Origin of the sequence: Streptomyces dengpaensis (assembly GCF_002946835.1) — a bacterium.
In the GTDB taxonomy this organism is placed as follows: domain Bacteria; phylum Actinomycetota; class Actinomycetes; order Streptomycetales; family Streptomycetaceae; genus Streptomyces; species Streptomyces dengpaensis.
The window spans coordinates 5,742,778-5,768,168 of sequence record NZ_CP026652.1 but is presented as its reverse complement, the minus strand read 5'-3'; the positions used below and the strand labels follow the sequence as shown (position 1 = coordinate 5,768,168).

Genomic DNA, 25,391 nt, shown 5'->3' with positions numbered 1-25,391 from the left:
CCAAAGAGCCGCAACTACCTTCAATTTAAAGGGATTCAGCCTTGGAATTGAAGGCAATATCGTGACGTCGGTCACACGGAATGCCCCATTCAGGGGGCAAAAGAGGGCGAATCGCCGCAATATTTCGAAGGCCGGGCGCCTTCGGAATTGCCTCGCAGGACCCCCAGGGGGGAAGCTTGGCCACCTGAAGGTGCATGCATACCTTCAGAAGCAAGGAAGAGGTCACCTGCACGCCTGAGAAACGAAACAAGTGACCTCTATGCCTTGCCCACCTCCTGCGGAAGGGGCAACTTCAGTATGAACTCTTCAGACAAGGGTGGCCAGCCACCCCCGTCACCGTGGCCGACGGCTCTGTTTCGAGCTGTGGCCATGATCGGCGGATTCGTATTGATCTACGCCAGTAAGGCAAGCCCCGCCGAGGCGGCAGCATTCGTGTCGCCGTTCCTGGCATTGGGCAGTCGCCGATAGAGCGCTGTGGGCCCGCGTGCGCAGGTCTACACGCGGGCCCACGAGTGACGCAACTGGCCCAGAGAAAGGATTTCCGGCCTCAGACCCACTCCACCTCGGAGTGGACGGCCGAAGAGCTCCCAGGCGGCGGCAGGGGCGTTCTCGGCGCCTGCCGCACGATCCTCGGCCGCCCGCTTTGAGCACCGAGCGCCCTCAGGGCGGCAGCAGCCTCTTCCTCGCCGCCGTCCCCCAGGGCCTCTACGATGCGCTGCAACGCCTCACTCACGTCAGTGGGCGTGTCCGCTGGTCGCGGCGTCCTTCTTGACCGTCAGCGGCAGCAACTTCTTGCCGCTGTTACTTACTTGTGGCCAAGTGTCCATCTGCGGGCACACGCCGCAGTCGAAGCACGGCGTCCAGCGGCAGTCCTCGACCTCGGTCTCGTCGAGGGCGTCCTGCCAGTCCTCCCAGAGCCAGTCCTTGTCGAGACCGGAGTCGAGGTGGTCCCAGGGGAGGACCTCCTCGTAGGAGCGCTCGCGGGTGGTGTACCAGTCGACGTCTACCCCGAACTCCGGCAGCGTCTTCTCGGCACAGGACATCCAGCGGTCGTACGAGAAGTGCTCGCGCCAGCCGTCGAAGCGGCCGCCGTCCTCGTAGACCGCGCGGATGACCGAACCGATGCGGCGGTCACCGCGCGAGAGCAGGCCCTCGACGATGCCGGGCTTGCCGTCGTGGTAGCGGAAGCCGATGGAGCGGCCGTACTTCTTGTCGCCGCGGATCTTGTCACGGAGCTTCTCCAGGCGGGCGTCCGTCTCCTCGGCGGAGAGCTGGGGCGCCCACTGGAAGGGGGTGTGGGGCTTGGGGACGAAGCCGCCGATCGACACCGTGCAGCGGATGTCGTTCTGGCCGGAGACCTTGCGGCCCTCGGCGATGACGTTCATCGCCATATCGGCGATCTGCAGGACGTCCTCGTCCGTCTCCGTCGGCAGGCCGCACATGAAGTACAGCTTCACCTGGCGCCAGCCGTTGCCGTACGCCGTGGAGACCGTGCGGATCAGGTCCTCTTCCGAGACCATCTTGTTGATGACCTTGCGCATGCGCTCGGAGCCGCCCTCGGGGGCGAAAGTCAGGCCCGAGCGGCGGCCGTTGCGCGTCAGCTCGTTCGCCAGGTCGACGTTGAAGGCGTCCACGCGGGTCGAGGGGAGGGAGAGGCCGATCTTGTCGTCCTCGTACCGGTCCGCCAGGCCCTTGGCGATGTCGCCGATCTCCGAGTGGTCCGCGGAGGACAGGGACAGGAGGCCCACCTCCTCGAAGCCCGTCGCCTTCAGGCCCTTCTCGACCATGTCGCCGATGCCGGTGATCGAGCGCTCGCGCACCGGACGCGTGATCATGCCCGCCTGGCAGAAGCGGCAGCCGCGCGTGCAGCCACGGAAGATCTCGACCGACATGCGCTCATGGACCGTCTCCGCGAGCGGGACGAGCGGCTGCTTGGGGTACGGCCACTCGTCGAGGTCCATGACGGTGTGCTTGGACACGCGCCACGGGACGCCGGACTTGTTCGGGACCACGCGGGCGATACGGCCGTCGGGGAGGTACTCGACGTCGTAGAACGCCGGGATGTAGACGTTGCCGGTCTTCGCGAGGCGGAACAGGACCTCCTCGCGGCCGCCGGGGCGGCCCTCCGCCTTCCAGGCGCGGATGATCTCGGTCATGTCGAGCACGGCCTGCTCGCCGTCGCCGATGATTGCCGCGTCGATGAAGTCGGCGATCGGCTCGGGGTTGAATGCCGCGTGGCCGCCGGCCAGGACGATCGGGTCGTCCAGCATGCGGTCCTTGGACTCGAGGGGGATCCCGGCCAGGTCCAGAGCGGCCAGCATGTTCGTGTAGCCGAGCTCCGTGGAGAAGCTCAGGCCGAACACGTCGAACGAACGCACCGGGCGGTGGCTGTCCACCGTGAACTGGGGGACCTGGTGATTGCGCATCAGCTCCTCCAGGTCCGGCCAGACGCTGTACGTGCGCTCGGCGAGGACGCCCTCGCGCTCGTTCAGTACCTCGTAGAGGATCATGACGCCCTGGTTGGGCAGCCCGACCTCGTACGCGTCGGGGTACATCAGGGCCCAGCGGACGTCACAGGCGTCCCAGGGCTTGACCGTGGAGTTGAGCTCTCCGCCGACGTACTGGATCGGCTTCTGCACATGCGGGAGCAGAGCTTCGAGCTGCGGGAAGACCGATTCGGCAGGCATCTCGCGAACCTTCGTGAGCTGACAGGGATGACTGTCTAGCCTAACGCGGTCGGAGAGGGCCACCGCACCGTCCCGCCGCCCGGGCCGCCTCGCCTCCGCACTGCCCGGCCCGCCTCGCTCCTTGCTCCGCGCTGCCCGGCCTGCCTCGCCTCCGCACGTCCCGGGCCGCCGCGCCTCCCCTTCCCGCCGCACCGGCGGACCGCCTCTAGACCGCCGCCTTGCCCTTGACCCCCTCCCAGGCTTCCGGCAGCGCCGCCTCGGCCTCCGCCGCCCGCTGCTCCTCGCGCCCGTACAGCACGCCGTACGTGAACGTGTCCTCCCCCGCCTCATGCGCCTGACCTGCGAGTTCACGCAAGGTCTCGCGGGCCATCACGCTGTCCTGGTGGTCGCCGAGCAGGGTTTGCAGGGACTTCGTCGACTTGACCAGACCGGCCGCGGGTTTACCGAGGGCGGGGGCGGCCGCCTCGGCCGCGTACCGGGTGCGCTTGGCCTTCTTGCGGGCCTCGTGCATCGCGAGGTCCCGGTCCGCGCCGGGCGACAGGTCGAGGGCCTGTCCGACCAGGTCCGACAGCTTGCCGAAGCTCCGCGTGACCGCCTTGCCGAGCACCTTCTCCGGGTCGCCCCCGGCCGCCTTGCGCAGCGGCGGATCCGCGAGCAGGGAGTCCAGGGTCTCCAACAGCCGCAGGTACCGCTCCCCGTCCAGTACGGCGATCATGAGTCCCCGGGAGTCGGACCCGCCGGCGTGGGCCCAGGTGTTCAGCCGGTCGCCGATGGGGCCGGCCACCAGTGCCGGGGGGAGCTCGGTGAGCGCGGCCGTGAGGCGTTCCGCCAGTACCTCCTGGTCCCGGCCGACACCCAGCTCAGCCGCCAGCCACTTGAGTTCCTCACCGATGGGGTCGGTGACGGCACGGTCCAGGACCTTGGAGTACGACCGGAGGGTGCTGCGCATACGGCGGGTGGCGACGCGCATCTGGTGCACCGAGTCGTAGACGTCGCGGCGGACGGCGGGGTCCATTTCGACGATCGCGTCGCGCTGGGCGCGGACGTAGGCGAGGACGTGGTCGCCCGCGGTGACGGGTTCCTCGGGGGTGGTGGCCGTCGCGGGCTTCTCGCGCTTGTCCGTCTTCTCGGCCTGCTCCGTCTCCCCCAGCGCCTTGGCCAGCTTGGAGGGCGAGGTGGAGCGGGTCAGGCCCGCCTTGCGGAGCTTCTCCTCGACTTTGTCGAGGAAGGCGGGGTCGCCGTCGTCCGCCAGTTCCACCTCGATCTCGGTCCACTCGGTGGTGCCCTCGCCCCCGCTGAGCCGTTCGGCGCGTACGCGGTCGAGGCTGACCTCGGCGAGGAGGGCGCCGGAGGCGTCGACGAGGTGGCGGATGTCGCGGGCCGAGCGCAGGCGGACGAGGGGGACGAGTTCGGCGTCGCGTACGCGGGAGCGGACGAGGTCCGTCAGTTCGGCGGGCACGGTGTCGGAGAGCGGGGCCCTGACTTCGTCGCGGACGCCCTCGGAGACGGGGAGTTTGAGGTGCCAGCCCGCGTCTCCGCCTCCGGTGCGGCGGCGGAGGGTGAGGGAGTCGGCGGTGAGCCGCTGGTCGGGGGTGTCGTAGTACGTGGCGTCGAGTTCGGCTACGCCCTTGTCGATGACGCTCGACACCCCGGAGACGCCGGTCAGGTCCGGCAGTCCCGCGTCGTCGCCGGTTGCGGAACCTTCGTACTTTCGCTCGATCTCGCGCTTTGTGTCCGCCATGACCTGAATCTAGTGCGCGAGGGGCCGGGATGGCAGTGCGCATCGTTTCTGGGCTGGTGGGGAAGGCGTGTTTTCGCCCCCTCCGCCCGTGCCCTTCCCGTACCCGGGGCTCCGCCCCGAACCCCGCTCCTCAAACGCCGGAGGGGCTGGTTTTCAGCCCGTCCGGAGTTTGAGGACGAGCGCGTCAGCGCGACAGGGGGGTTGGGGGGCAGGCAGCCCCCAAGGACGGGACGGGCAGGGGCGGAGGGGGCGAAAACCCAGTCCGCAGCCCCCTACGCCGACATGGGCCGCTGCACCCTGATCGACTGCAGCAACCCCACCGCGACCCACACCGCGAACATCGACGAGCCGCCGTATGAGACGAAGGGCAGCGGCAGACCCGCCACCGGCATGATGCCGAGCGTCATGCCGATGTTCTCGAAGGACTGGAAGGCGAACCAGGCGATGATGCCGGCCGCGACGATCGTGCCGTACAACTCGGTGGTCTCGCGGGCGATACGGCAGGCGCGCCACAGCACCACGCCCAGCAGGACCAGGATCAGGCCGGCGCCCACGAAGCCCAGTTCCTCGCCGGCGACGGTGAAGACGAAGTCCGTCTGCTGCTCGGGGACGAACTGGCCCGTGGTCTGGGAGCCCTGGCCGAGGCCGGTGCCGAAGAGGCCGCCGGAGCCGATGGCGATCCGGGCCTGGTTGGTGTTGTAGCCGACGCCGGCCGGGTCGAGGTCGGGGTTGGCGAAGGCCGCGAAGCGGTTGATCTGGTACTCGTCGAGCACCCCGAGCCGCCACACCAGCACCGCTCCGACCGCACCTGCGCTGAGCAGGCCGAACACCCAGCGGTTGGACGCGCCGGAGGCGAGCAGCACGCCGAGGATGATGATCACCATGACCATGACCGAGCCGAGGTCGGGCATGAGCAGGACGATCAGGATCGGGACGGTGGCGAGGCCCAGGGCCTGCACCACCGTGCGGTGGTCCGGGTACGGCTTGTCCCCCGCGTCCACCCTCGCCGCGAGCAGCATCGCCATGCCCAGGATGATCGTGATCTTCACGAACTCGGAGGGCTGGAGAGAGAAACCGCCGCCCAGGACGATCCACGCGTGCGCGCCGTTGACCGTCGCGCCCAGCGGGGTCAGCACCATGAGGATCAGCAGGACCGAGATGCCGTACAGGATCGGCACGGCCGTGCGCAGGGTGCGGTGGCCGAGCCAGACCGTGCCGACCATCAGGGCGAAGCCGATGCCGGTGTTCATGAGGTGGCGGACGAGGAAGTAGTACGGGTCGCCCTGGTTGATCTCGGTGCGGTTGCGGGTCGCCGAGTAGACGAGGGCCGTACCGATCAGCGAGAGCGCGATGGCCGACAGGAGTATCGGCCAGTCGAGGCGGCGGGCCAGCGAGTCGCGGGCGAACAGTCGTGTCCAGCGCGCGCGCTCGGGTCCGTACCCGGAGACGGAGAAGTTGTTCGCTCCGGTCATGTCAGGATCCTCAGCACCTTCGTCGCCGCTGTCGTCATGTCGGGATCCTCTTCCCCCGCCGCTTCTTCGGGCGGGCCGTGCGCCTGCGGGTGTCGCGGTTGCTCTCGGTGGGCGAGGGCGAAGTGCCCGCGGGCAGCTGCTGGTCGGCCGGGTCGGAGGTGTCCGTCTCGTCGGCCTGCTCGTCCTCGCCGGTCCGCTCGTCCTCGTCGGCCTTCTTCTTGGCCGGGTACTCGGAGATCGCCTGTGCGTCGATCGAGCCGTCGGTCTGGATCTTCGGCAGGCTCTTCTGCGGGGTGGGCAGCAGGGCCTTCGACTTGTCGATCTCGCCGTCCTCGGAGACGCCGTACAGCGCGTTGTAGATGTTGCGCACGGCGGGGCCGGAGGCGCCGGAGCCCGTACCACCCTGGGAGATGGTCATGACGACCGTGTAGTCCTTGGTGTACGTGGTGAACCACGAGGTGGTCTGCTTGCCGTAGACCTCGGCGGTACCGGTCTTGGCGTGCATCGGGATCTCGTCCTGCGGCCAGCCGCCGAAGCGCCAGGCGGCCGTACCGCGGGTGGCGACGCCGGCGAGGGCCTCGTTCATCTCGGCGAGCGTCTTCTTGTTGATCGGCAGCTTGCCGTGTGTCTTGGGCTTGATCTCCCGCACGCTCTTGCCGTCGGCGCTGATGACGGCCTTGCCGACGGCCGGGTCGTACAGGGTGCCGCCGTTGGCGATGGCCGCGTAGACCGTGGCCATCTGAATCGGGGTGACGAGGGTGTCGCCCTGGCCGATGGAGTAGTTGACGGAGTCACCGGCGCGCATCAGGTTGCCTTCGAGGCAGTTCTCGTACGCGATCTTCTCGACGTACGAGCCGTCCTTCTTGCCGCTCTTGCACCAGGCGTCCTTGTTGGCCTTCCAGTAGGCCTGCTTCCACGCGCGGTCGGGGACGCGGCCCGTGACCTCGTTGGGGAGGTCGATGCCGGTTTCCTTGCCGAGGCCGAACTGGTGGGCGGCCTTGTAGAACCAGTCCTTGGCGTCCTTCTTGGGCTTGATGCCCCCGTCCTTCTTCCACTCGTTGTGGGCGAGGCCGTAGAAGACGGTGTCGCAGGAGACCTCGAGGGCGCGGCCTAGGCTGATCGGGCCGTGGCTCTGCGACTCGAAGTTCTTGAAGACCTGGCCGCCGATCGAGTACGAGCTGCCGCAGGGGTAGCGGCCGTTGAAGTCGTAGCCCGCCTCGACGGCGGCGGCGGTGGAGATGACCTTGAAGGTGGACCCGGGTGCCGACTGACCCTGTGTGGCGCGGTTGAGCAGCGGGTAGTTGGACTTCTTGCCGGTGAGCCGGGCGTAGTCCTTGCCGGAGATGCCGCCGACCCAGGCGTTCGGGTCGTACGACGGGTTGGACGCCATGGCGACGACGCGGCCGGTCTTGGCCTCCATCACCACGACGGCTCCGGAGTCCGCCTTGTAGTTTTCGTTGGTGTTGTCGTCGAACTGCTTGCGGGCCTCCTTCATGGCCTCGTTCAGCTCGTACTCGGCCACCCGCTGCACGCGGGCGTCGATGCTGGTGACGAGGTTGGCGCCGGCCTCGGCCTCGTCACTCTTGGCCTGGCCGATGACGCGGCCGAGGTTGTCGACCTCGTAGCGGGTGACGCCCGCCTTGCCGCGCAGCTCCTTGTCGTACTGGCGCTCGAGGCCGCTGCGGCCGACCTGGTCGGAGCGGAGGTAGGGCGAGTCGGTGTCCTTGGCCTGGGTGATCTCTTCGTCGGTGACGGGCGAGAGATAGCCGAGGACCTGGGCGGTGTTGGCCTGGCCGGGGGCGGCGTAGCGGCGCACGGCCATCGGCTCGGCGGTGATGCCGGGGAAGTCCTCGGAGCGCTCGCGGATCTGCAGGGCCTGCTTGGGGGTGGCCTCATCGGTGATCGGGATCGGCTGGTACGGCGAGCCGTTCCAGCACGGCTGCGGCGTCTTGGCGTCGCAGAGGCGGACCTTCTCCATGACGTCCTGGGGCTTTACGCCCGGGACACCGGCGAGTTTGGTGAGGACGGCCTTGCCGTCGTCCTTCATCTTCAGCAGATCGGTGCGGGAGGCGGAGACGACGAGCCGGGTCTCGTTGTCGGCGATCGGCACGCCGCGCGCGTCCAGGATCGAGCCGCGCACGGCGGGCTGCACGACCTGCTGGACGTGGTTGCCGGAGGCTTCCTTGGCGTATTCGTCGCCGTTGCGGATCTGGAGGTACCAGAGGCGTCCGCCGAGGGTGCCGAAGAGGGAGAGGACGAGGATCTGGATGACGATGAGCCGGATCTGGACCCGTGGAGTCCGACCGGTCTCGGGGATGTTGGTCACTGCGGCTGCCTCCCCCTCTCAGTGTGTGCACGAGACATACGAGTACCCGGCGAACTTGTGCGTGGAGACACCGTTGTCGGTCAACTTCCGTGACACGAGCGAAGCTTGAGGTGAACTCGGCACGACTGCCCGCACGACTGCTCTCACCACTGTCCTCACAGTCGCTTGACCCCCTTGATGCGTCCCGCGCGGGCGACGCGCGCCTTGGTGGCCTTCACGCGCAGCCCGCCGCGCTGGCGGCCGATGCGCAGCCCGGTGCCGGACGACAGCCAGCCCGAGGAGACGTCCGGGGCCTTGGCGGACGTACTGCTCTCGGCGAGCGGGTCGTTGTCGGCGCGCCGGGCCAGGGCCATCAGCGCGGGGACGACGAAGGGCGCGAGCAGCAGGTCGTACAGAGCGGCCGTGAACAGCAGGTTGCCGAGGCCCACATGGCGGGCCGCGGTGTCGCCGACGAGGGCGCCGACGAGGGAGTACAGCAGGGTGGAGCCCATCGCGGCGACGACGACCACGGCCATCGGCCCGGTCGCGGACCTGAGTTGGCCGTTCTCCGGCTTCACCAGGCCCGCGAGGTAACCGATGACGCACAGCACGAGGGCGTAGCGCCCGGCGGCGTGGTCGGCGGGTGGGGCGAGGTCGGCGAGCAGTCCCGCGCCGAAGCCGATGAGGGCGCCGCTGACGTGGCCGTACACCATGGCGAGGGCCAGCACGGTCAGGAGCACCAGGTCCGGGACGGCGCCCGGGAGGTGGAGTCGGGCGAGCACGCTGACCTGGATCACCAGGGCGACGACCACGAGGGTGGTGGAGAGCAGCATCCGGTTGAAACGCATGGGATTCAGCTCCTCCTAGGACTCGTCGCCGTCGACGGGCGCCGACTCCGAGGGGGTGACCGTCACGGTCACCGTCGGTGTGGGCGTCGGCTTGGATTTGGGTGGCAGCACGGTGTCCCGCGGGTCCTTGTCCGGTGCTTCGACGACGACGCCGACGATGTCGAGCCTCGTGAACGAGACGAACGGCTTGACGTAGAGCGTGCGGGTCAGATCGCCGCCGGAGGGATCCACGCGGGAGACGACGCCGACCGGGACTCCGGGCACGAACGGCTTGTCGGCCTGCGAGCCGAAGGTGATCAGACGGTCGCCCTTCTTGATTTTGGCCTTGCCGTTGAGCAGTTCGACCCGCAGCGGGCGGTCGCCCTGGCCGGAGGCGAAGCCGAGTTCGTCGGTCGCCTCCATCCGCGTACCGACGGTGAAGTCGGGGTCGTTGGCGAGCAGCACGGTGGCGGTGTTCGGGCCGACCGTGGTGACGCGCCCGACCAGGCCGTCGCCGTTCAGTACGGTCATGTCGCGCTTGACACCGTCGTTGGCGCCGACGTCGATGGTGACGGTCCAGGAGAAGCCCTGGGCCGCGCCTATGGCGATGACCTCGGCACCCTTGATGCCGTACTGGCCCTCGCCCGCCACCCTGATCATCTTGTCGAGCTGCTTGAGGCGGCTGCGGTCGCGGTCGTCGCTGCCGAGCTTCGCCTTCAACGCGGCGTTGTCGTGTTCGAGTTGGGCGATGCGATCGTGCCGGTCGCCCGAGTCACGGATCGCCGCGACGGCGTTGCCGACGGGGTCGACCGCGGACGACACCCCGTTCTCGATCGGGCCGAAGACCGTCGCGGCGGCCTGGCGGGCACCGTCGACCGGTGAGTCCTGCCCGCCGCGGATGTCCACCGTGATCAGTGCGAACGCGATGGCGATCAGCAGCACCAGGAGCAGCCGGCTCTCTCGTGTGTCCCTCACGTGCGGCGGCCGTGCCTTCCTCGTTGGAATGGTCAACAGGGGCGCACCCCGAGCAAAAAGATGCCCGCGGGTGTTATGAGGCTGTCAGGTGATGAGGTTGTTGTGGGGGCTCTTATGACTCTATGTCGCAGGAGCTACATGGGAGTTTAGGCCTCCATGCCAACGATCCGCCGTACGAGAAGGGGTCATCTCGTACGGCGGAATCGAAGCGTTACTTCATCTGCGCGGCTGGGCGTCCAGAACCTGCTGGAGCGCCTCGAACTCCTCGACGCACTTGCCGGAGCCGAGCGCCACGCTGTCCAGCGGGTCCTCGGCGATGTGGATCGGCATACCGGTCTCGCGGCGCAGCCGCTCGTCCAGGCCGCGCAGCAGGGCGCCGCCGCCGGTCAGAACGATTCCGCGGTCCATGACGTCGCCGGAGAGCTCGGGCGGGCACTTGTCGAGGGTCGTCTTGACCGCGTCGACAATGGCGTTGACCGGCTCTTCGATCGCCTTGCGGACCTCGCCCGCGGCGATGACGACGGTCTTGGGCAGCCCGGAGACGAGGTCCCGGCCGCGGATTTCGGTGTGCTCGTCAGTGTCGAGGTCGTACGCCGAACCGATCGTGATCTTGATCTGTTCGGCGGTGCGCTCACCGAGAAGGAGGCTGTACTCCTTCTTGATGTGCTGGATGATCGCGTTGTCCAGTTCGTCGCCCGCGACGCGGATGGACTGGGCGGTGACGATGCCGCCGAGCGAGATCACCGCGACCTCCGTGGTGCCGCCGCCGATGTCCACCACCATGTTGCCCGTGGCCTCGTGGACCGGCAGGCCGGATCCGATGGCTGCGGCCATGGGTTCCTCGATGATGTGCACCTGGCGGGCGCCGGCCTGGGACGACGCCTCGATGACGGCACGGCGCTCGACGCCCGTGATGCCGGAGGGCACACAGACGACGACACGGGGGCGGGCGAGGTAGCGCCGCTTGTGGATCTTCAGGATGAAGTAGCGGAGCATGCGCTCGGTGATCTCGAAGTCGGCGATGACACCGTCCTTCAGCGGCCGCACGGCAACGATGTTGCCCGGCGTCCGCCCGATCATCTTCTTCGCTTCCGCGCCGACCGCGAGGATGCCACCGGTGTTGGTGTTGATCGCGACGACGGACGGCTCGTTGAGTACGATCCCGCGACCCCTGACGTACACCAGCGTGTTGGCGGTCCCGAGGTCGACAGCCATGTCACGGCCGATGAACGACATTGAGTTCCCCATCAGGATTCGTCTGGCCTTCCCAAGTGGAGCTTTGACGGCTTTTTAGGACGGCGAGGTGGGTGCAGCGACGTGAAGGCTTCCATCGTAGACGCGCCTTCCCGAACACTGCGCGAGGGTCTTCGCCATTGTCAGCAGATGACGGACCGCCTCGCTTCTGGAAACGGGCCATCGGGGGAACGCGTTCCCCCGATCGGCACGCATATGCCACGGGACGGCCGAAAAGATGCGGCCGTCCCAGGTCAGGCGTCTGAGTGACATGACGGTCCCTCAGAAAATATCTCGGAAAATTGACGATGTCTTCGCGATGCGATGGCTCCGCGAAGTGCCGTTTTCGCGACACGTCGTTTCCGCGACGCCATGTCTTCCCGAAGACGTCGTCTCCGCGATCCTCAGACCCGGCCGGGGAAGAAGATCTTCAGTTCGCGCTCGGCGGACTCCTCGGAGTCGGAGGCGTGGATCAGGTTCTCACGGACGATCACACCGAAGTCGCCGCGGATGGAGCCGGGGGCGGCGGCGATCGGGTCGGTGGGCCCGGCCAGCGCCCGTACGCCCTCGATGACGCGCTCGCCTTCGACGACGAGGGCCACGACCGGGCCGGAGGACATGAACTCAACCAGCGGCTCGTAGAAGGGCTTGCCCTTGTGCTCGCCGTAGTGCTGCTCCAGCGTCTCCTGGTCCAGGGTGCGCAGCTCCAGCGCGGTGATCTGCCAGCCGGCCTTGCGCTCGATTCGGCTGATGATCTCGCCGGTCAGGCCGCGACGAACGGCGTCGGGCTTGAGAAGGACGAGGGTGCGCTGGCTCACGGGGTGGCTCCTTCAGGTCACACGGGTGCGGATGACCCGAGGCTACAGGGCGTGTCGGGGTGGTTGTTACGCAGAGTCAGGTGGTACGGGCACCAGGCACCGGCTCACGCCGGGCTGCCGCCCGCTTCGGCCTGCGCCTCCGCCTGCGCGGCGAAGCGGGCCTTGGCATCGTCGATCTTCCGCCCGTAGTGGACCGACGCCCACCACAGGGCGGCGAAGACCGCGCCCAGGAAGAACATCGGCGGCACCACGAATCCGCTGGCGATCAGCGCGATCTGCAGGGCCCAGCCGAGCTGGACGCCGCCGGGCCGGGTGATCATGCCGCAGAGCAGCACGCTCAGCGCCATCACGATCCCGCAGACCGTCCACACCGTGGCCATGGACAGATCCGGATCCTTCATGGCGACGAGCCCGGCGAAGCCGACCACGCAGAACTCGCCGATCAGCGTCGAAGCACAGAGCGTACGCACAGTGTCAGCCCCTCCCCAGGAGCAGTCGGGACTCGCCGACGGTGATGACGGAACCGGTGACCAGCACGCCACCGCCCGCGTACTCGCCCTCCTCCTCGGCGAGCGTGATCGCGGCCTCCAGCGCGTCGTCGAGCCGCGGCTCGACCTGGACCCGCTCCTCGCCGAAGACCTCGACGGCGATCCCGGCCAGCTCGTCCGCGTCCATGGCGCGATGGCTGGAGTTCTGCGTGATGACGACCTCGGCGAAGATCGGCTCGAAGGCTTCCAGCAGCCCCCGTACGTTCTTGTCGCCGCTCACGCCGACGACGCCGATCAGCCGGCTGAAGTCGAAGACCTCGCTGATGGCCTCGGCGGTGGCGCGGGCACCCGCCGGATTGTGCGCGGCGTCGACCACGACGGTGGGCGAACGGCGTACGACCTCCAGACGCCCCGGCGCCGACACCGACGCGAACCCCTTCCGCACGGTGCCGATGTCGAGCCGCTGGGCGCGGTCGGCACCGACGCCGAAGAACGCCTCGACCGCGGCGAGCGCCACGGCGGCGTTGTGCGCCTGGTAGGCGCCGTGCAGCGGCAGGAAGATGTCCTCGTACTCACCGCCGAGCCCGCGCAGGGTCAGCAGCTGCCCGCCGACGGCGACCTGCCGCGCGACGACACCGAACTCGAGCCCTTCGCGCGCCACGGTCGCGTCGGCCTCGACGGCCTTCTTCAGGATCACCTGGGCGGCGTCCACCGGCTGCTGCGCCAGGATGACGGTGGCGTCCTGCTTGACGATGCCCGCCTTCTCCGTGGCGATCTCGCCGGGCGTCTCGCCGAGCCGGTCGGTGTGGTCGAGATCGATGGGCGTGATGACGGCGACGTCCCCGTCGATGACGTTGGTGGCGTCCCAGCTGCCGCCCATGCCGACCTCGACGACGGCGACGTCGACGGGGGCGTCGGCGAAGGCGGCGAACGCCATGCCGGTCAGTACCTCGAAGAAGGAGAGCCGGTACTCCTGCTGCCCGTCGACCATCTCGATGTACGGCTTGATGTCGTTGTACGTCTCGATGAACCGCTCGGCGGAGATGGGCGCGCCGTCGAGGCTGATGCGCTCGGTGACCGACTGCACGTGGGGGCTCGTGTACCGGCCCGTGCGCAGATCGAAGGCGCCGAGCAGGGACTCGATCATGCGGGCGGTGGAGGTCTTGCCGTTCGTGCCCGTGATGTGGATCGAGGGGTACGAGCGCTGCGGCTCACCGAGGATGTCCACCAGCGCGGCGATGCGGCCGACGGACGGCTCCAGCTTGGTCTCGCCCCAGCGGGTCGCGAGCTCCGACTCGACCTCGCGCAGCGCCTTGTCGACCTCGGGGTCGGTGGGGCGGGCGGGGACGTCCTGCTCCGGCTGGGCGCTGCCCTGCGTGCGCAGGGTGCGGCTGCCGGCCTCGATCACCGCGAGGTCGGGGTCGCGGTCGGTCTCTTCCGCGACGATCTCGTCGAAGAGGCCGAGCGGGTCGCGGGGTTCCGGCTCGCCGGACTCGCCACGGTCGTCACTGTCGTGCGGGGGGAGCTCACTCACGAGCCCAGTCTACGGAGCCCCGCGCCGGGCGCGCGTGTGGGGCTGGGACGGAATCAGCCCCTCCGGCGTTTGAGGAGCGGGGTCTGCGGCGCTGCATCCATCAGCGGCTCCGCCGCGGGCCCAGGACGGGACGGGAAGGAGCGGAGGGGGCGAAAAAACCTCAGGGCGCCCCCGGCCGGCAGGCTCCGCAGACGACGGCCCCCGAGACCACTGAGGTCCCGGGGGCCTTCACGCACGACGTACGAAAGCTACGCCTCCGGCAGCCGGTCCAACTGCGCCTTGATACGGGCGATGTCCTCGTCCGCCTTGGCGAGCCGCGTCCGGATCTTCTCCACGACATGGTCGGGAGCCTTGGCGAGGAACGCCTCGTTGCCGAGCTTGCCGTTCGCCTGGGCCTTCTCCTTCTCGGCGGCGGCAAGGTCCTTCGCGAGCCGCTTCCGCTCCGCGGCGACGTCGATCGTGCCGGAGAGATCGAGCGCCACCGTGGCACCCGCGACCGGCAGGGTGGCCGTCGCCGTGAAGGACTCGCCCTCCGGCTGGAGCCGCAGCAGCTGGCGGATGGCCGCCTCGTGCGGGGCGAGCGCCGTCCCGTCGAGGGTCAGCCGGGCCGGGACACGCTGACCGGGCTGCAGGCCCTGGTCGGCACGGAAGCGACGGACCTCCGTGATGACCTGCTGCAGCGTCTCGATCTCGCGCTCGGCGGCGCCGTCACGGAACCCGCTGTCGGCCGGCCAGTCGGCGATGACGACCGACTCACCACCCGTGAGGGTGGTCCACAGCGTCTCCGTGACGAACGGGACAACCGGGTGCAGCAGCCTCAGCGTGACGTCGAGAACCTCGCCGAGGACACGCTGGGAGACCTCGGCCGCCTCGCCGCCCGCCTGGAACGTGGTCTTGGACAGCTCGACATACCAGTCGAAGACCTCGTCCCACGCGAAGTGGAAGAGCGTGTCGGAGAGCTTCGCGAACTGGAAGTCCTCGTAGTACGCGTCGACTTCGGCGACGACCGAGTTGAGGCGGGAGAGGATCCAGCGGTCCGTCGCCGACATGCGCGAGGCGTCCGGCAGCGGGCCCCCGACCGTCGCGCCGTTCATCAGCGCGAAGCGCGTGGCGTTCCAGATCTTGTTGGCGAAGTTGCGGGACCCCTGGACCCAGTCCTCGCCGATCGGGACGTCGACACCGGGGTTGGCGCCACGGACGAGCGTGAACCGCAGCGCGTCGCTGCCGTACTTGTCCATCCAGTCCAGCGGATTGACCGCGTTGCCGAAGGACTTCGACATCTTCTTGCCGAACTGGTCGCGGACCATGCCGTGCAGGGCGATGGTGTGGAACGGCGGGGTGCCGTCCATCGCGTACAGGCCGAACATCATCATCCGGGCGACCCAGAAGAAGAGGATGTCGTAGCCGGTGACCAGGACGGAGTTCGGGTAGAACTTCGCGAGGCTCTCGGTCTGCTCGGGCCAGCCGAGCGTGGAGAACGGCCACAGGCCGGAGGAGAACCAGGTGTCGAGGACGTCGGTGTCCTGGTGCCAGCCCTCGCCGGCCGGCGGCTCCTCGTCCGGGCCGACGCAGACGACCTCGCCGTCCGGGCCGTACCAGACCGGGATCCGGTGACCCCACCACAACTGCCGCGAGATGCACCAGTCGTGGAGGTTGTCGACCCAGTCGAAGTACCGCTTCTCCATCTCCTGCGGATGGATCTTGACCTTGCCGTCGCGTACGGCGTCACCGGCGGCCTTCGCCAGCGGGCCGACCTTGACCCACCACTGCATGGACAGGCGCGGCTCGATGGTGGTCTTGCAGCGCGAGCAGTGGCCGACCGAGTGGACGTACGGCCGCTTCTCGGCGACGATCCGGCCCTCGGCGCGCAGCGCGGCGACGATGGCCGAGCGGGCCTCGAGGCGGTCCAGGCCCTGGAAGGGGCCGTGGGCCGTGATGACGGCGTGCTCGTCCATGACGGTGATGGACGGCAGGTTGTGGCGCTGCCCGATCTCGAAGTCGTTCGGGTCGTGGGCCGGGGTGACCTTGACGGCACCCGTGCCGAACTCGGGGTCGACGTGCTCGTCGGCGACGACCGGGATGGAGCGGTCGGTCAGCGGCAGCTTGATGAACTTACCGACCAGGTGCTTGTAGCGCTCGTCCTCGGGGTGAACGGCGACGGCCGTGTCACCGAGCATCGTCTCGGCGCGGGTGGTGGCGACGACGATGGTGTCGTCCCCGTCGCCGTACTTCATGGAGACGAGCTCGCCGTCGTCGTCCTGGTACTCGACCTCGATGTCCGAGATCGCGGTCAGACAGCGCGGGCACCAGTTGATGATGCGCTCGGCGCGGTAGATCAGCTCGTCGTCGTAGAGGCGCTTGAAGATGGTCTGGACGGCCTGGGACAGGCCCTCGTCCATGGTGAAGCGCTCGCGGGACCAGGCGACGCCGTCGCCCAGGCGCCGCATCTGCCCGGAGATCTGCCCGCCGGACTCGCCCTTCCACTGCCAGACGCGCTCGACGAACGCCTCGCGGCCGAGGTCGTGGCGGGACTTGCCCTCCTTGCCGAGCTCCCGCTCGACGACGTTCTGCGTGGCGATACCGGCGTGGTCCATGCCGGGCTGCCACAGCGTCTCGTAGCCCTGCATGCGCTTGCGGCGCGTGAGGGCGTCGATGAGCGTGTGCTCGAAGGCATGCCCGAGGTGCAGGCTGCCCGTGACGTTCGGCGGCGGGATGACGACGGTGTACGGAGGCTTGCCGCTCTTCGCGTCGGCCTCGAAGTAGCCCCGCTCTACCCAGCGCTCGTACAGCGGCCCCTCTACGTCGGCCGGCGCGTACTGGGTCGGCAGTTCGGGAGTGGATGCTGGCGGCTGCTGCTGAGCGTTGTCGGTCACGGAGTCAGTTTAGGGGCGTCACGCCCGTGTCCCGAAACGGGATTCTTTCGTAACGGTGCGGCCCCCGGGGACTTGGCCGCGTGACCTGTGCGTCAGGATGTTCGGAACACATAAGTATCTGGAGGGGAACCCAGTAATGAGCTACAACCAGCCGGGCCCGTACGGCGGGCAGCCCCAGCAGCCCGGACCGTACGGTCAGCAGCCGCAGGCCCCCCAGCCGGGTTACGGCTACCCGCAGCAGGCTCCTCCCGCGCAGCCCGGCTACGGCTACCCCCAGCAGGCGCCCCAGGGCGCCCCGCAGACTCCCCCGTACGGCCAGCCCGGCCCCTACGGCCAGCAGCCGCCCTATGGCCAGGACCCGTACGGCGTCCCGCAGCCGCCCGCCCCGGGAGGGGGCAAGAAGAAGACGGGCCTGATCATCGGCGCGGTCGCCGTCGTGGCGGCGATCGCCGTCGGCGCGTACCTCGTCATCGGCGGTGGCGGCGGTTCGGACGTCGCGGACGACGGCCCGCACAAGCTGACGACGCCGGCCACCGTGCTCAGCGGTGAGTACAAGAAGTCCAACGAAGCCGACAGCGGCGGCTTCGACAGCAGCGACCTCAAGGACGCCGAGAAGCACGGCGTGAAGAACGCCAAGGACGTGCACGCCGGTTACCAGTCCGGGGACGCGAGCAACCCGCTGGCCGGGCAGGCGATCAACTTCATGGGCGTGTACGGCGACATCGAGGACCCCGAGGCGGTTGTCGACGGGATGTTCAGCGAGTTGAAGAAGAGCGCCAAGGACGAGGACGAGGGCGAGGTCGTCGGCAGCCCGAAGGCGTACACGCCCAGCGGTCTCGACGGTGCGGTCCTCAAGTGCCAGGAGATCAAGTACAAGACCGGCTCCACCGGAGCGTCGGACGGGCCGAGCGAGATCAGCATGCCGGTGTGCATCTGGGGCGACCACAGCACCCTCGGCGTCATCATCCACGTCGACACGGCCAGCGCCCTGGCGGGCAAGAGTGCCGACGTGAGCGCCGCGGCCGACATGACGGCCAAGTTCCGCACGGACGTACGCGTCAAGATCTGACGCCCGTACGGCACTTCACGACGAAGGGGGCGCCCAGCGAAGTCCGCTGGGCGCCCCCTTCGTCGTACGGGCGTTGCTTACGCCGTCTTCTGCTCCCCTGGGCCCCGGCCGCGGGCGTCGCGCGGGATCAGGGTCGGGTTCACGTTCGAGTGGACGACGTCGGCTGTGATGACGACGCGGGCCACGTCCTTGCGGGACGGGACCTCGTACATCACCGACATGAGGACCTCTTCCATGATGGCGCGCAGGCCGCGCGCGCCGGTCTGGCGGAGGATGGCCTGGTCGGCGATGGCTTCCAGGGCCTCGCGCTCGAAGTCCAGTTCCACGCCGTCGAGTTCGAAGAGGCGCTGGTACTGCTTCACGAGGGCGTTGCGGGGCTCCACCAGGATCTGGAGGAGGGCTTCGCGGTCCAGGTTGTGGACCGACGTGATGACCGGGAGGCGGCCGATGAACTCCGGGATCATGCCGAACTTGACCAGGTCCTCCGGCATCACGTCCTCGAACTGGTCCTTGGACTCGAGTTCGCGCTTCGAGCGGATCGTCGCGCCGAAGCCGATGCCCTTCGCTCCCGCGCGGGCCTCGATGAGCTTCTCCAGACCCGAGAACGCGCCGCCCACGATGAACAGGACGTTCGTCGTGTCGATCTGGATGAACTCCTGGTGCGGGTGCTTGCGTCCGCCCTGCGGGGGCACGGAGGCGGTGGTGCCCTCCAGGATCTTCAGGAGTGCCTGCTGGACGCCTTCACCCGACACGTCACGCGTGATCGACGGGTTTTCGCTCTTCCGGGCCACCTTGTCGATCTCGTCGATGTAGATGATCCCGGTTTCGGCTTTCTTGACGTCGTAGTCCGCTGCCTGGATGAGCTTCAGCAGGATGTTCTCGACGTCCTCGCCGACATACCCCGCCTCCGTCAGCGCCGTCGCGTCCGCGATGGCGAACGGGACGTTCAGCATGCGGGCGAGGGTCTGGGCGAGGAGTGTCTTGCCAGAGCCCGTGGGGCCCAGCAGGAGGATGTTGGACTTCGCCAACTCGATGGCGTCGTCGCGGTTTTGGCCGCCGCCGTTCTCACCGGCCTGGACCCGCTTGTAGTGGTTGTACACCGCGACGGAGAGGGCCTTCTTGGCCGACTCCTGGCCGACCACGTACCCCTCGAGGAACTCATAGATCTCGCGGGGCTTGGGGAGTTCCTCCCAGCGCACCTCGCTCGTCTCCGCGAGTTCTTCCTCGATGATCTCGTTGCAGAGATCGATGCACTCGTCGCAGATGTACACACCGGGGCCTGCGATGAGCTTCTTGACCTGCTTCTGGCTCTTGCCACAGAACGAGCACTTGAGCAGATCGCCGCCGTCACCGATGCGTGCCACGGTGTGCTTCCCCTTCGCCTGGGAGACGCCTAGGTCCAGCGGCTCCTGGTGCTGCCTTATGTCCGACGGTACCTTGCCGAGCCCCCCGTTCGGGCCCCCCTTGGCGCGGTTCACATTGTCGTGAACCACGCCAAGGCGCGGCAGATGAGCGGTAGACGATACAGCGTTACGTCAGACGACCGCGGCGTTGTTCATCTTCCGGGTGGAGATGATCTGGTCGATCAGGCCGTACGCCAGGGCGTCCTCAGCGGTGAGGATCTTGTCGCGCTCGATGTCCTCGCGGATCTTCTCGATCGGCGTGGTCGAGTGCTTGGCCAGCATCTCTTCGAGCTGCGAACGCATCCGGAGGATTTCGTTCGCCGCGATTTCGAGGTCCGAGACCTGGCCGCGGCCGGTCTCGCTGTAGGGCTGGTGGATCAGCACGCGGGCGTTCGGAAGCGCCATGCGCTTGCCCGGCGTACCGGCGGCCAGCAGGATCGCGGCGGCCGAGGCGGCCTGGCCCATGCAGACCGTCTGGATGTCCGGCTTCACGAACTGCATCGTGTCGTAGATGGCGGTGAGCGCCGTGAAGGAGCCACCGGGGCTGTTGATGTAGACCGAGATGTCACGGTCGGGGTCCATCGACTCCAGGCACAGCAGCTGCGCCATGACGTCGTTGGCGGAGGCGTCGTCGATCTGCACACCGAGGAAGATCACGCGCTCCTCGAACAGCTTCGCGTACGGGTCGTACTCACGCACGCCCTGCGAGGTGCGCTCGACGAAGCGCGGGATGACGTAGCGGGACTCCGCGCGAGGACCGGTGTACTCGGCCTGCGTGCGGGCGTGGAGGCCGCTGCCGGGGAAGTCGTTCACTGTGTCTCCTGAGAAGCCTGAAAAGGGCTGAGGCGGTCGGCTGGGGGCGCGGGAGACCTGCCGGGTCGGCAGGGGGCCTCGGCGCCGCCCTGGGGCGCTGGCGGGGCTTACGCCGCCCCGGTGCCGCCGCCGCCCGGCATACCGACAGCGGTGGGCATGATGTCGTCGATGAGGCCGTACCCCTTGGCCTCGATCGGGTCGAACCAGCGGTCACGGTCCGAGTCGCGGGTGATCTGCTCCACGGTCTGGCCGGTGTGGAAGGCGGTCAGCTCCGCCATCCGCTTCTTGGTGTGCAGCAGCCGCTCGGCGTGGATCTTGATGTCCGACGCGGAACCCGCCAGGCCCGCGGAGGGCTGGTGGATCAGGATCTCGGCGTTCGGCAGGGCGAAGCGCTTGCCGGGGGTACCGGCGCTGAGCAGGAACTGGCCCATCGAGGCCGCCATGCCCATGGCGATGGTCACCACGTCGTTCTTGATGTACTGCATGGTGTCGTAGATCGCCATGCCGGCCGTGATCGATCCGCCGGGGCTGTTGATGTAGAGGTAGATGTCCTTGTCCGGGTCGGAGGCAAGGAGCAGCAGCTGCGCGGTGATCTTGTTCGCGATGTCGTCGTCCACCGGCTGGCCGAGGAAGATGATCCGCTCGTTGAGCAGCCGGTTGTAGACCTGGTCGCCGAGGCCACCACCGATGGAAGGCTCGCCGGCGGCGGAGGGCATCAGATTCGTCACGTATCCACCTGCTCGTCTTACGACGGCGCCGGGCCGTCTCACGTCTTCTGCAGGGGCCTGGGACCCCGGGTTCCGCGCCGCCTACCGGCGGCGTCCGGGGACTCCCCTGCCCTCGTATTCATGGACCCTAACGCGCTGGTCCCTCCGGTGAATCCCGCAGAGCGAACTGTTCGCTGTGAGCGCATGCGCTGCGCCGGCCCGACCGGGGGTGGCGCGCCCCTGAAAACCCGGTGGGCCCCCGGGGCAGAAAAGTCCCGGGGGCCCATCGCGGCGTACAAGCGGGGCGATCAGGCCTCGGTCTTCGCCTCGGTGGAGCCTTCGGCGGCGTCACCCTCGGTGGCCTCGGCGGCGACCTCGGTCGCCGTCTCCGTCTCGTCCTCGTCGGACAGGTCGACGATCTCGCCGTTCGTGTCCTTGACCGTGGCGGCCTCGACGACGACCGCGAGGGCCTTGCCGCGGGCGACCTCGCCGACGAGCATCGGGACCTGGCCGCCCTCGACGACGGCCTGGGCGAACTGGTCGGGGGACATGCCGGAGGAGGCCGCGCGCCGCATGAGGTGCTCGGTGAGCTCCTCCTGGTTGACGTTCAGCTTCTCCTTGTTGACGAGCTCGTCAAGAACGAACTGCGTCTTGATGCCCTTGATCGCCGCTTCTTTGGTCTCGGCGTCGAACTCTTCCTCGGTCTTGCCCTGGATCTCCAGGTACTTCGCGAGGTCGAGGCCCATCTGGCCGAGCTGGTGGTGCTCAAGGTTGTGCTTGCGGGTGTTGATCTCGTCCTCGAGCAGCTTCTCGGGGACCGGGACCTCGACCAGCTCGAGCAGCTTCTCCAGGACGCGCTCCTGGGCCTGCGTGGCCTGGTCGTACTGCTTCATGTTCTCGAGGCGCTTGCGGCTGTCCGCCTTGAGCTCGTCGAGGGTGTCGAACTCGGAGGCGAGCTGCGCGAAGTCGTCGTCCAGCTCGGGAAGTTCACGGGCGGCGACCTGGGTGACCTTGACGGTGACCTCGGACTCCTTGCCGGCCGCGGAGCCGCCCTTGAGCTCGGAGGTGAAGGTGGCCTCGCCACCGGCCTCCAGGCCCTTCACGGCGTCGTCGATGCCGTCGAGCAGCTCGCCGGAGCCGATGGTGTAGGAGACACCGCTGGCGATGCCGTCCTCGAGGGCCTCGCCGTCGACCTTGGCCTCCAGGTCGATGGTGACGACGTCGCCGTCCTGGGCGGCGCGCTCGACCGGGGAGGTCGACGCGAAGCGCTCGCGCAGTTCGGAGACGGCCTTCTCGACGTCCTCGTCGGTGACCTCGACGGCGTCGACCTCGACCTCGATGCCGGAGTAGTCCGGGATCTCGATGGCCGGGCGGACGTCGACCTCGGCGGTGAAGTTCAGCGTCTCGCCGTCCTTCAGCTCGGTGATGTCGACCTCGGGCTGGCCGAGGACATTCAGCTCAGCCTGGTTGACCGCTTCGGTGTAGAACTTCGGGAGCGCGTCGTTGACGGCCTCTTCGAGCACGGCGCCGCGACCGAACCGCTGGTCGATGACGCGCGCCGGGATCTTGCCCTTCCGGAAGCCCTTCACCGTGACCTGCTGGTTGATCTTCTTGTACGCCGCGTCGAGGCTGTCCTTGAGCTCCTCGAAGGGCACCTCGACAGTGAGCCGAACCCGGGTCGGGTTCAGGGTCTCCACGGCGCTCTTCACGGTTCGGTCTCCTTGTGGCTGACTTCTTGGGGGTTCTGCTGTGTGCTTCTGCCGAGTCGGGCAAAGCCTTCAGCGGATTCGCGGCCCAGGGAGAGACGTAACAGTGCAGACACACGGGCGCGCAGCTTGCATAGTAACCGCAGGCGGTACACGCCCCAAAAGGTGATCTTGCGGCGGGTCGGAACCGAACCGGGTTCCGGCTGGTGGTCGGGGTGGCGGGATTTGAACCCACGGCCTTCCGCTCCCAAAGCGGACGCGCTACCAAGCTGCGCCACACCCCGTCGGTGCGACACGTAGGGTACATGCCCGCAGGCAGTGCGGCTGCCGCATTTCACTGGCGCCGGTGCGGGTGGGAACGGGGTGTGCGGTGAAGGCGTACAACCCGCTACGATGCCTCCTGTGCCGCGGTCACTGACCTGCGGCGCGACCTGCTGCGGGCGTAGCTCAATGGTAGAGCCCTAGTCTTCCAAACTAGCTACGCGGGTTCGATTCCCGTCGCCCGCTCCATACGCCTAAGGCCCAGGGAGAGGTTCCGTCCTCTCCCTGGGCCTTAGGTGTCTCCGGTTCCGGCCTCGGCGTAGGGCGTGGCCGGCCGGTCAGAACTGGATCTCGTTGATCGTCTCGGCTATGGAGTTCAGGAAGCGCTGGATGTCGTCGGCCATGCCGGTCGAGGCCAGGAAGAAGCCGAAGAGCACCGCGACGACGGCGGGGCCGGCCTTGATCGATCCCCCGCGGATCAATACCACGAGGATGATCGCCAACAGCACTACCACTGACAGTGAAATGGCCACAACTGATCACACCCTACGGTCGGTCCGCTCTCCCGGCCCGAGGGTGCAACCCCACACCCCCGCCAGAACCATCGTGCCACCAACGCGCCATGGGTATGCGGCGGGTGACGTAACGTCGGCCAGATCACGCCGGACCTGTACACCCGCGCCGCGCCTCTCGGGGCGGGTGAACGGCGGGGCCACGCACCGCAATTCGAGAGTATGCGCCCGCACGGGGGCCCCGCATCGGAAATTCAGGGGGACCGTCGCCATGTCCACACAACCTGTTCGCAGGTAATTCGAATTGTTGCCGCAGGGCACGTCGAAGACGCCGTAGACCGGCCGCCAGCAGGCCATCGGTAGGCCGTCAGTAGGTCGTCAACGGGCCGGCAAGGGGGGCATCAACCGACCACTAAAGTCCAATGAACCGGACATATCACCAGAGTCGCCCGCGAGTGTTATGCGCCCTTTAGTCAGGATGAATTGGGATAGAGCAGCCTTATACGGTCAACGGATCGGTATGCGGAGTCCCTTGCGCGCAGACAGGCAAACATCTCCAAAATCCTGGGTACTCACAGGCGTTAAGCAGGAATGACGTCCGGCGTTTTACGCAGACGCATAATCAACGCTAGGGTGCCTCAGATGTTCCACGCCGCCACGTCCCCCGCATGCGCAGCGAGGTCCAGGATCGTCTCCCCGAGTTCTTGGTGGGAGGGCCTGTGACGAACTCGCTCCGACCGCACGGCCACCACAGGGCGCCGCTCCCCCCGGCACAGCAGCCGGCGGAGGGAGTGCCGAGTCCGCGCTCACCCCAGTCCACGCGGTCGGCCACCGGTGCCGCCACACCGGGCGCCAAGCCCGCCAAGCAACGCGACGCCTTCTTCGACAACGCCAAGTACCTGGCGATCGTGCTCGTGGCCATGGGCCACGCATGGGAACCGCTGAAGGACCAAAGTCGCATCCTCGAAGCGGCGTACTCGGTTGTGTACGCCTTCCACATGCCGGCCTTCATCATCATCTCCGGCTATTTCTCGCGCAGTTTCGACATGCGCCCCGACCGGCTGAAGCGGCTGGTGACGGGTGTGGTCGTGCCGTACGTCGTCTTCGAGACGGCGTACTCCCTCTTCAAGCGGTGGGCCGCCCCCGACCCCACGCATCCGATCAGCCTGCTCGACCCCTGGTATCTGACCTGGTTCCTGGTCGCGCTCTTCGTCTGGCGGCTGACCACCCCACTGTGGAAGCTGGTCCGCTGGCCGCTGCCGCTCGCGCTCACCGTCGCCGTGCTCGCCTCCATCTCGCCCGACATCGGCGCCACGCTGGATCTGCAGCGCGTCCTGCAGTTCCTGCCGTTCTTCGTGCTGGGCCTGATCATGAAGCCCGAGCACTTCCAGCTGGTGCGCCGTCGTTCGGTGCGGATCCTGTCGGTGCCGGTCTTCGCCGCCGCGCTCGCCGTGGGTTACTGGGCGGTGCCCCGGATGAACACGGCGTGGTTCTACCACCGCGACGCCGCGCAGGAACTCGGCGCTCCGTGGTGGGCCGGTGCCGTGATGACGCTCGCGCTCTTCGGCTGCTCGATGGTCCTCACCGCGTGCTTCTTCGCGTGGGTGCCGCGGCGCTCGTTCTGGTTCACGGCGCTCGGCGCGGGCACGCTGTACGGCTACCTGCTGCACGGTCTCGTGGTCAGGGCCTCCGAGTACGGGGGCTGGATGGACGCGGCGTGGCTGCACGAGCCGCTCGGCGAGATCCTCGTGACGCTCGCCGCGGCCGCGCTCGTCACCGTGCTGTGCACCCCGCCCGTCCAGCGGATCTTCCGCTTCGCGATGGAGCCCAAGATGGAGTGGGCCTTCAAGCGGGACGCCGCGGAGCTGGCCCGGGAAAGGGCCAGGGCCCAGGCCCAGGCCCAGGCCAAGGTCTAGGACCAGGCCTAGGACCAGGCCTAGACGATCACCTGAGTGCGGGTCCGGGAG

General features: G+C 68.1%; 18 protein-coding genes and 2 tRNA genes. 3 read left to right on the top strand and 17 right to left on the bottom strand.

Going from position 1 to position 25,391, the window contains the following annotated elements:
* Nucleotides 1-734 precede the first annotated feature (734 nt).
* The 11 genes from C4B68_RS26725 to C4B68_RS26675 form a co-directional block, all read right to left on the bottom strand.
* Nucleotides 735-2,687 (bottom strand): TIGR03960 family B12-binding radical SAM protein, encoded by a 1,953-nt coding sequence (locus C4B68_RS26725; protein ID WP_099499268.1) that lies wholly within the window; start codon nucleotides 2,685-2,687, stop codon nucleotides 735-737.
* Between the two features lie 205 nt (nucleotides 2,688-2,892).
* On the bottom strand, nucleotides 2,893-4,428 hold the full coding sequence (locus tag C4B68_RS26720; RefSeq protein WP_099499269.1) for a CYTH and CHAD domain-containing protein: 1,536 nt from the start codon (nucleotides 4,426-4,428) through the stop codon (nucleotides 2,893-2,895).
* Nucleotides 4,429-4,700: 272 nt separating this feature from the next.
* On the bottom strand, nucleotides 4,701-5,900 hold the full coding sequence (rodA, locus tag C4B68_RS26715; RefSeq protein WP_099499270.1) for a rod shape-determining protein RodA: 1,200 nt from the start codon (nucleotides 5,898-5,900) through the stop codon (nucleotides 4,701-4,703).
* Between the two features lie 34 nt (nucleotides 5,901-5,934).
* Nucleotides 5,935-8,226 carry a penicillin-binding protein 2 gene (gene mrdA, locus C4B68_RS26710; RefSeq protein ID WP_099499271.1) on the bottom strand — a complete coding sequence of 764 codons (2,292 nt, stop codon included), beginning with the start codon at nucleotides 8,224-8,226 and terminating at the stop codon, nucleotides 5,935-5,937.
* A gap of 155 nt (nucleotides 8,227-8,381) precedes the next feature.
* The gene (gene mreD, locus C4B68_RS26705) at nucleotides 8,382-9,053 is read right to left on the bottom strand and encodes a rod shape-determining protein MreD (RefSeq protein WP_099499272.1); all 672 of its coding nucleotides are present in this window, start codon (nucleotides 9,051-9,053) and stop codon (nucleotides 8,382-8,384) included.
* Nucleotides 9,054-9,068: 15 nt separating this feature from the next.
* Nucleotides 9,069-10,007, bottom strand: a complete 939-nt coding sequence (gene mreC, locus C4B68_RS26700) for a rod shape-determining protein MreC (protein ID WP_099499273.1) — start codon at nucleotides 10,005-10,007, stop codon at nucleotides 9,069-9,071.
* Between the two features lie 216 nt (nucleotides 10,008-10,223).
* Entirely contained in the window at nucleotides 10,224-11,243 is a 1,020-nt protein-coding gene (locus C4B68_RS26695) for a rod shape-determining protein (protein WP_099499274.1), read from the bottom strand.
* A 401-nt stretch (nucleotides 11,244-11,644) separates the two neighbouring features.
* A complete protein-coding gene (ndk, locus tag C4B68_RS26690; RefSeq protein WP_099499275.1) occupies nucleotides 11,645-12,058 on the bottom strand; it encodes a nucleoside-diphosphate kinase in 414 nt (137 codons plus the stop codon).
* Between the two features lie 104 nt (nucleotides 12,059-12,162).
* A complete protein-coding gene (locus tag C4B68_RS26685) occupies nucleotides 12,163-12,528 on the bottom strand; it encodes a DUF4233 domain-containing protein (RefSeq protein WP_099499276.1) in 366 nt (121 codons plus the stop codon).
* A gap of 4 nt (nucleotides 12,529-12,532) precedes the next feature.
* A complete protein-coding gene (folC, locus tag C4B68_RS26680) occupies nucleotides 12,533-14,080 on the bottom strand; it encodes a bifunctional tetrahydrofolate synthase/dihydrofolate synthase (RefSeq protein ID WP_099499277.1) in 1,548 nt (515 codons plus the stop codon).
* Between the two features lie 248 nt (nucleotides 14,081-14,328).
* On the bottom strand, nucleotides 14,329-16,953 hold the full coding sequence (locus tag C4B68_RS26675; RefSeq protein ID WP_099499278.1) for a valine--tRNA ligase: 2,625 nt from the start codon (nucleotides 16,951-16,953) through the stop codon (nucleotides 14,329-14,331).
* A gap of 136 nt (nucleotides 16,954-17,089) precedes the next feature.
* Between C4B68_RS26675 and C4B68_RS26670 the strand changes: the two genes are divergently transcribed.
* A complete protein-coding gene (locus tag C4B68_RS26670; RefSeq protein ID WP_099499279.1) occupies nucleotides 17,090-18,022 on the top strand; it encodes a hypothetical protein in 933 nt (310 codons plus the stop codon).
* Nucleotides 18,023-18,099: 77 nt separating this feature from the next.
* On the opposite strand, the gene clpX is transcribed toward C4B68_RS26670, so the two are convergent.
* The 5 genes from clpX to C4B68_RS26645 all read right to left on the bottom strand — a co-directional run bounded on the left by clpX (nucleotide 18,100) and on the right by C4B68_RS26645 (nucleotide 22,935).
* Nucleotides 18,100-19,386, bottom strand: a complete 1,287-nt coding sequence (gene clpX / locus C4B68_RS26665; RefSeq protein WP_099499515.1) for an ATP-dependent Clp protease ATP-binding subunit ClpX — start codon at nucleotides 19,384-19,386, stop codon at nucleotides 18,100-18,102.
* Nucleotides 19,387-19,557: 171 nt separating this feature from the next.
* A complete protein-coding gene (locus C4B68_RS26660) occupies nucleotides 19,558-20,238 on the bottom strand; it encodes an ATP-dependent Clp protease proteolytic subunit (protein WP_099499280.1) in 681 nt (226 codons plus the stop codon).
* 107 nt (nucleotides 20,239-20,345) lie between these two features.
* Nucleotides 20,346-20,954, bottom strand: coding sequence for an ATP-dependent Clp protease proteolytic subunit (locus C4B68_RS26655; protein ID WP_167459328.1), 609 nt, complete (start codon nucleotides 20,952-20,954; stop codon nucleotides 20,346-20,348).
* 299 nt (nucleotides 20,955-21,253) lie between these two features.
* Nucleotides 21,254-22,654 (bottom strand): trigger factor, encoded by a 1,401-nt coding sequence (tig, locus tag C4B68_RS26650; RefSeq protein WP_099499282.1) that lies wholly within the window; start codon nucleotides 22,652-22,654, stop codon nucleotides 21,254-21,256.
* Nucleotides 22,655-22,858: 204 nt separating this feature from the next.
* Nucleotides 22,859-22,935, bottom strand: a tRNA-Pro gene (locus tag C4B68_RS26645).
* A 152-nt stretch (nucleotides 22,936-23,087) separates the two neighbouring features.
* On the opposite strand from C4B68_RS26645, the gene C4B68_RS26640 reads away from it, so the two are divergent.
* Nucleotides 23,088-23,161, top strand: a tRNA-Gly gene (locus C4B68_RS26640).
* Nucleotides 23,162-23,250: 89 nt separating this feature from the next.
* Here the strand turns inward: C4B68_RS26640 and C4B68_RS26635 are convergent.
* The gene (locus C4B68_RS26635; protein WP_099499283.1) at nucleotides 23,251-23,445 is read right to left on the bottom strand and encodes a hypothetical protein; all 195 of its coding nucleotides are present in this window, start codon (nucleotides 23,443-23,445) and stop codon (nucleotides 23,251-23,253) included.
* A gap of 698 nt (nucleotides 23,446-24,143) precedes the next feature.
* Here C4B68_RS26635 and C4B68_RS26630 point away from each other — a divergent pair.
* A complete protein-coding gene (locus C4B68_RS26630) occupies nucleotides 24,144-25,340 on the top strand; it encodes an acyltransferase family protein (protein WP_099499284.1) in 1,197 nt (398 codons plus the stop codon).
* The last annotated feature ends 51 nt before the right edge of the window (nucleotides 25,341-25,391 follow it).

Bases quoted from the DNA above. Each gene is read 5' to 3' on its own strand.
- C4B68_RS26725 (WP_099499268.1), bottom strand. From the start codon at position 2,687: ATGCCTGCCGAATCGGTCTTCCCGCAGCTCGAAGCTCTGCTCCCGCAT.
- C4B68_RS26720 (WP_099499269.1), bottom strand. From the start codon at position 4,428: ATGGCGGACACAAAGCGCGAGATCGAGCGAAAGTACGAAGGTTCCGCA.
- rodA (WP_099499270.1), bottom strand. From the start codon at position 5,900: ATGACCGGAGCGAACAACTTCTCCGTCTCCGGGTACGGACCCGAGCGC.
- mreD (WP_099499272.1), bottom strand. From the start codon at position 9,053: ATGCGTTTCAACCGGATGCTGCTCTCCACCACCCTCGTGGTCGTCGCC.
- C4B68_RS26695 (WP_099499274.1), bottom strand. From the start codon at position 11,243: ATGTCGTTCATCGGCCGTGACATGGCTGTCGACCTCGGGACCGCCAAC.
- C4B68_RS26670 (WP_099499279.1), top strand. From the start codon at position 17,090: ATGAGCTACAACCAGCCGGGCCCGTACGGCGGGCAGCCCCAGCAGCCC.
- C4B68_RS26655 (WP_167459328.1), bottom strand. From the start codon at position 20,954: ATGCCCTCCGCCGCCGGCGAGCCTTCCATCGGTGGTGGCCTCGGCGAC.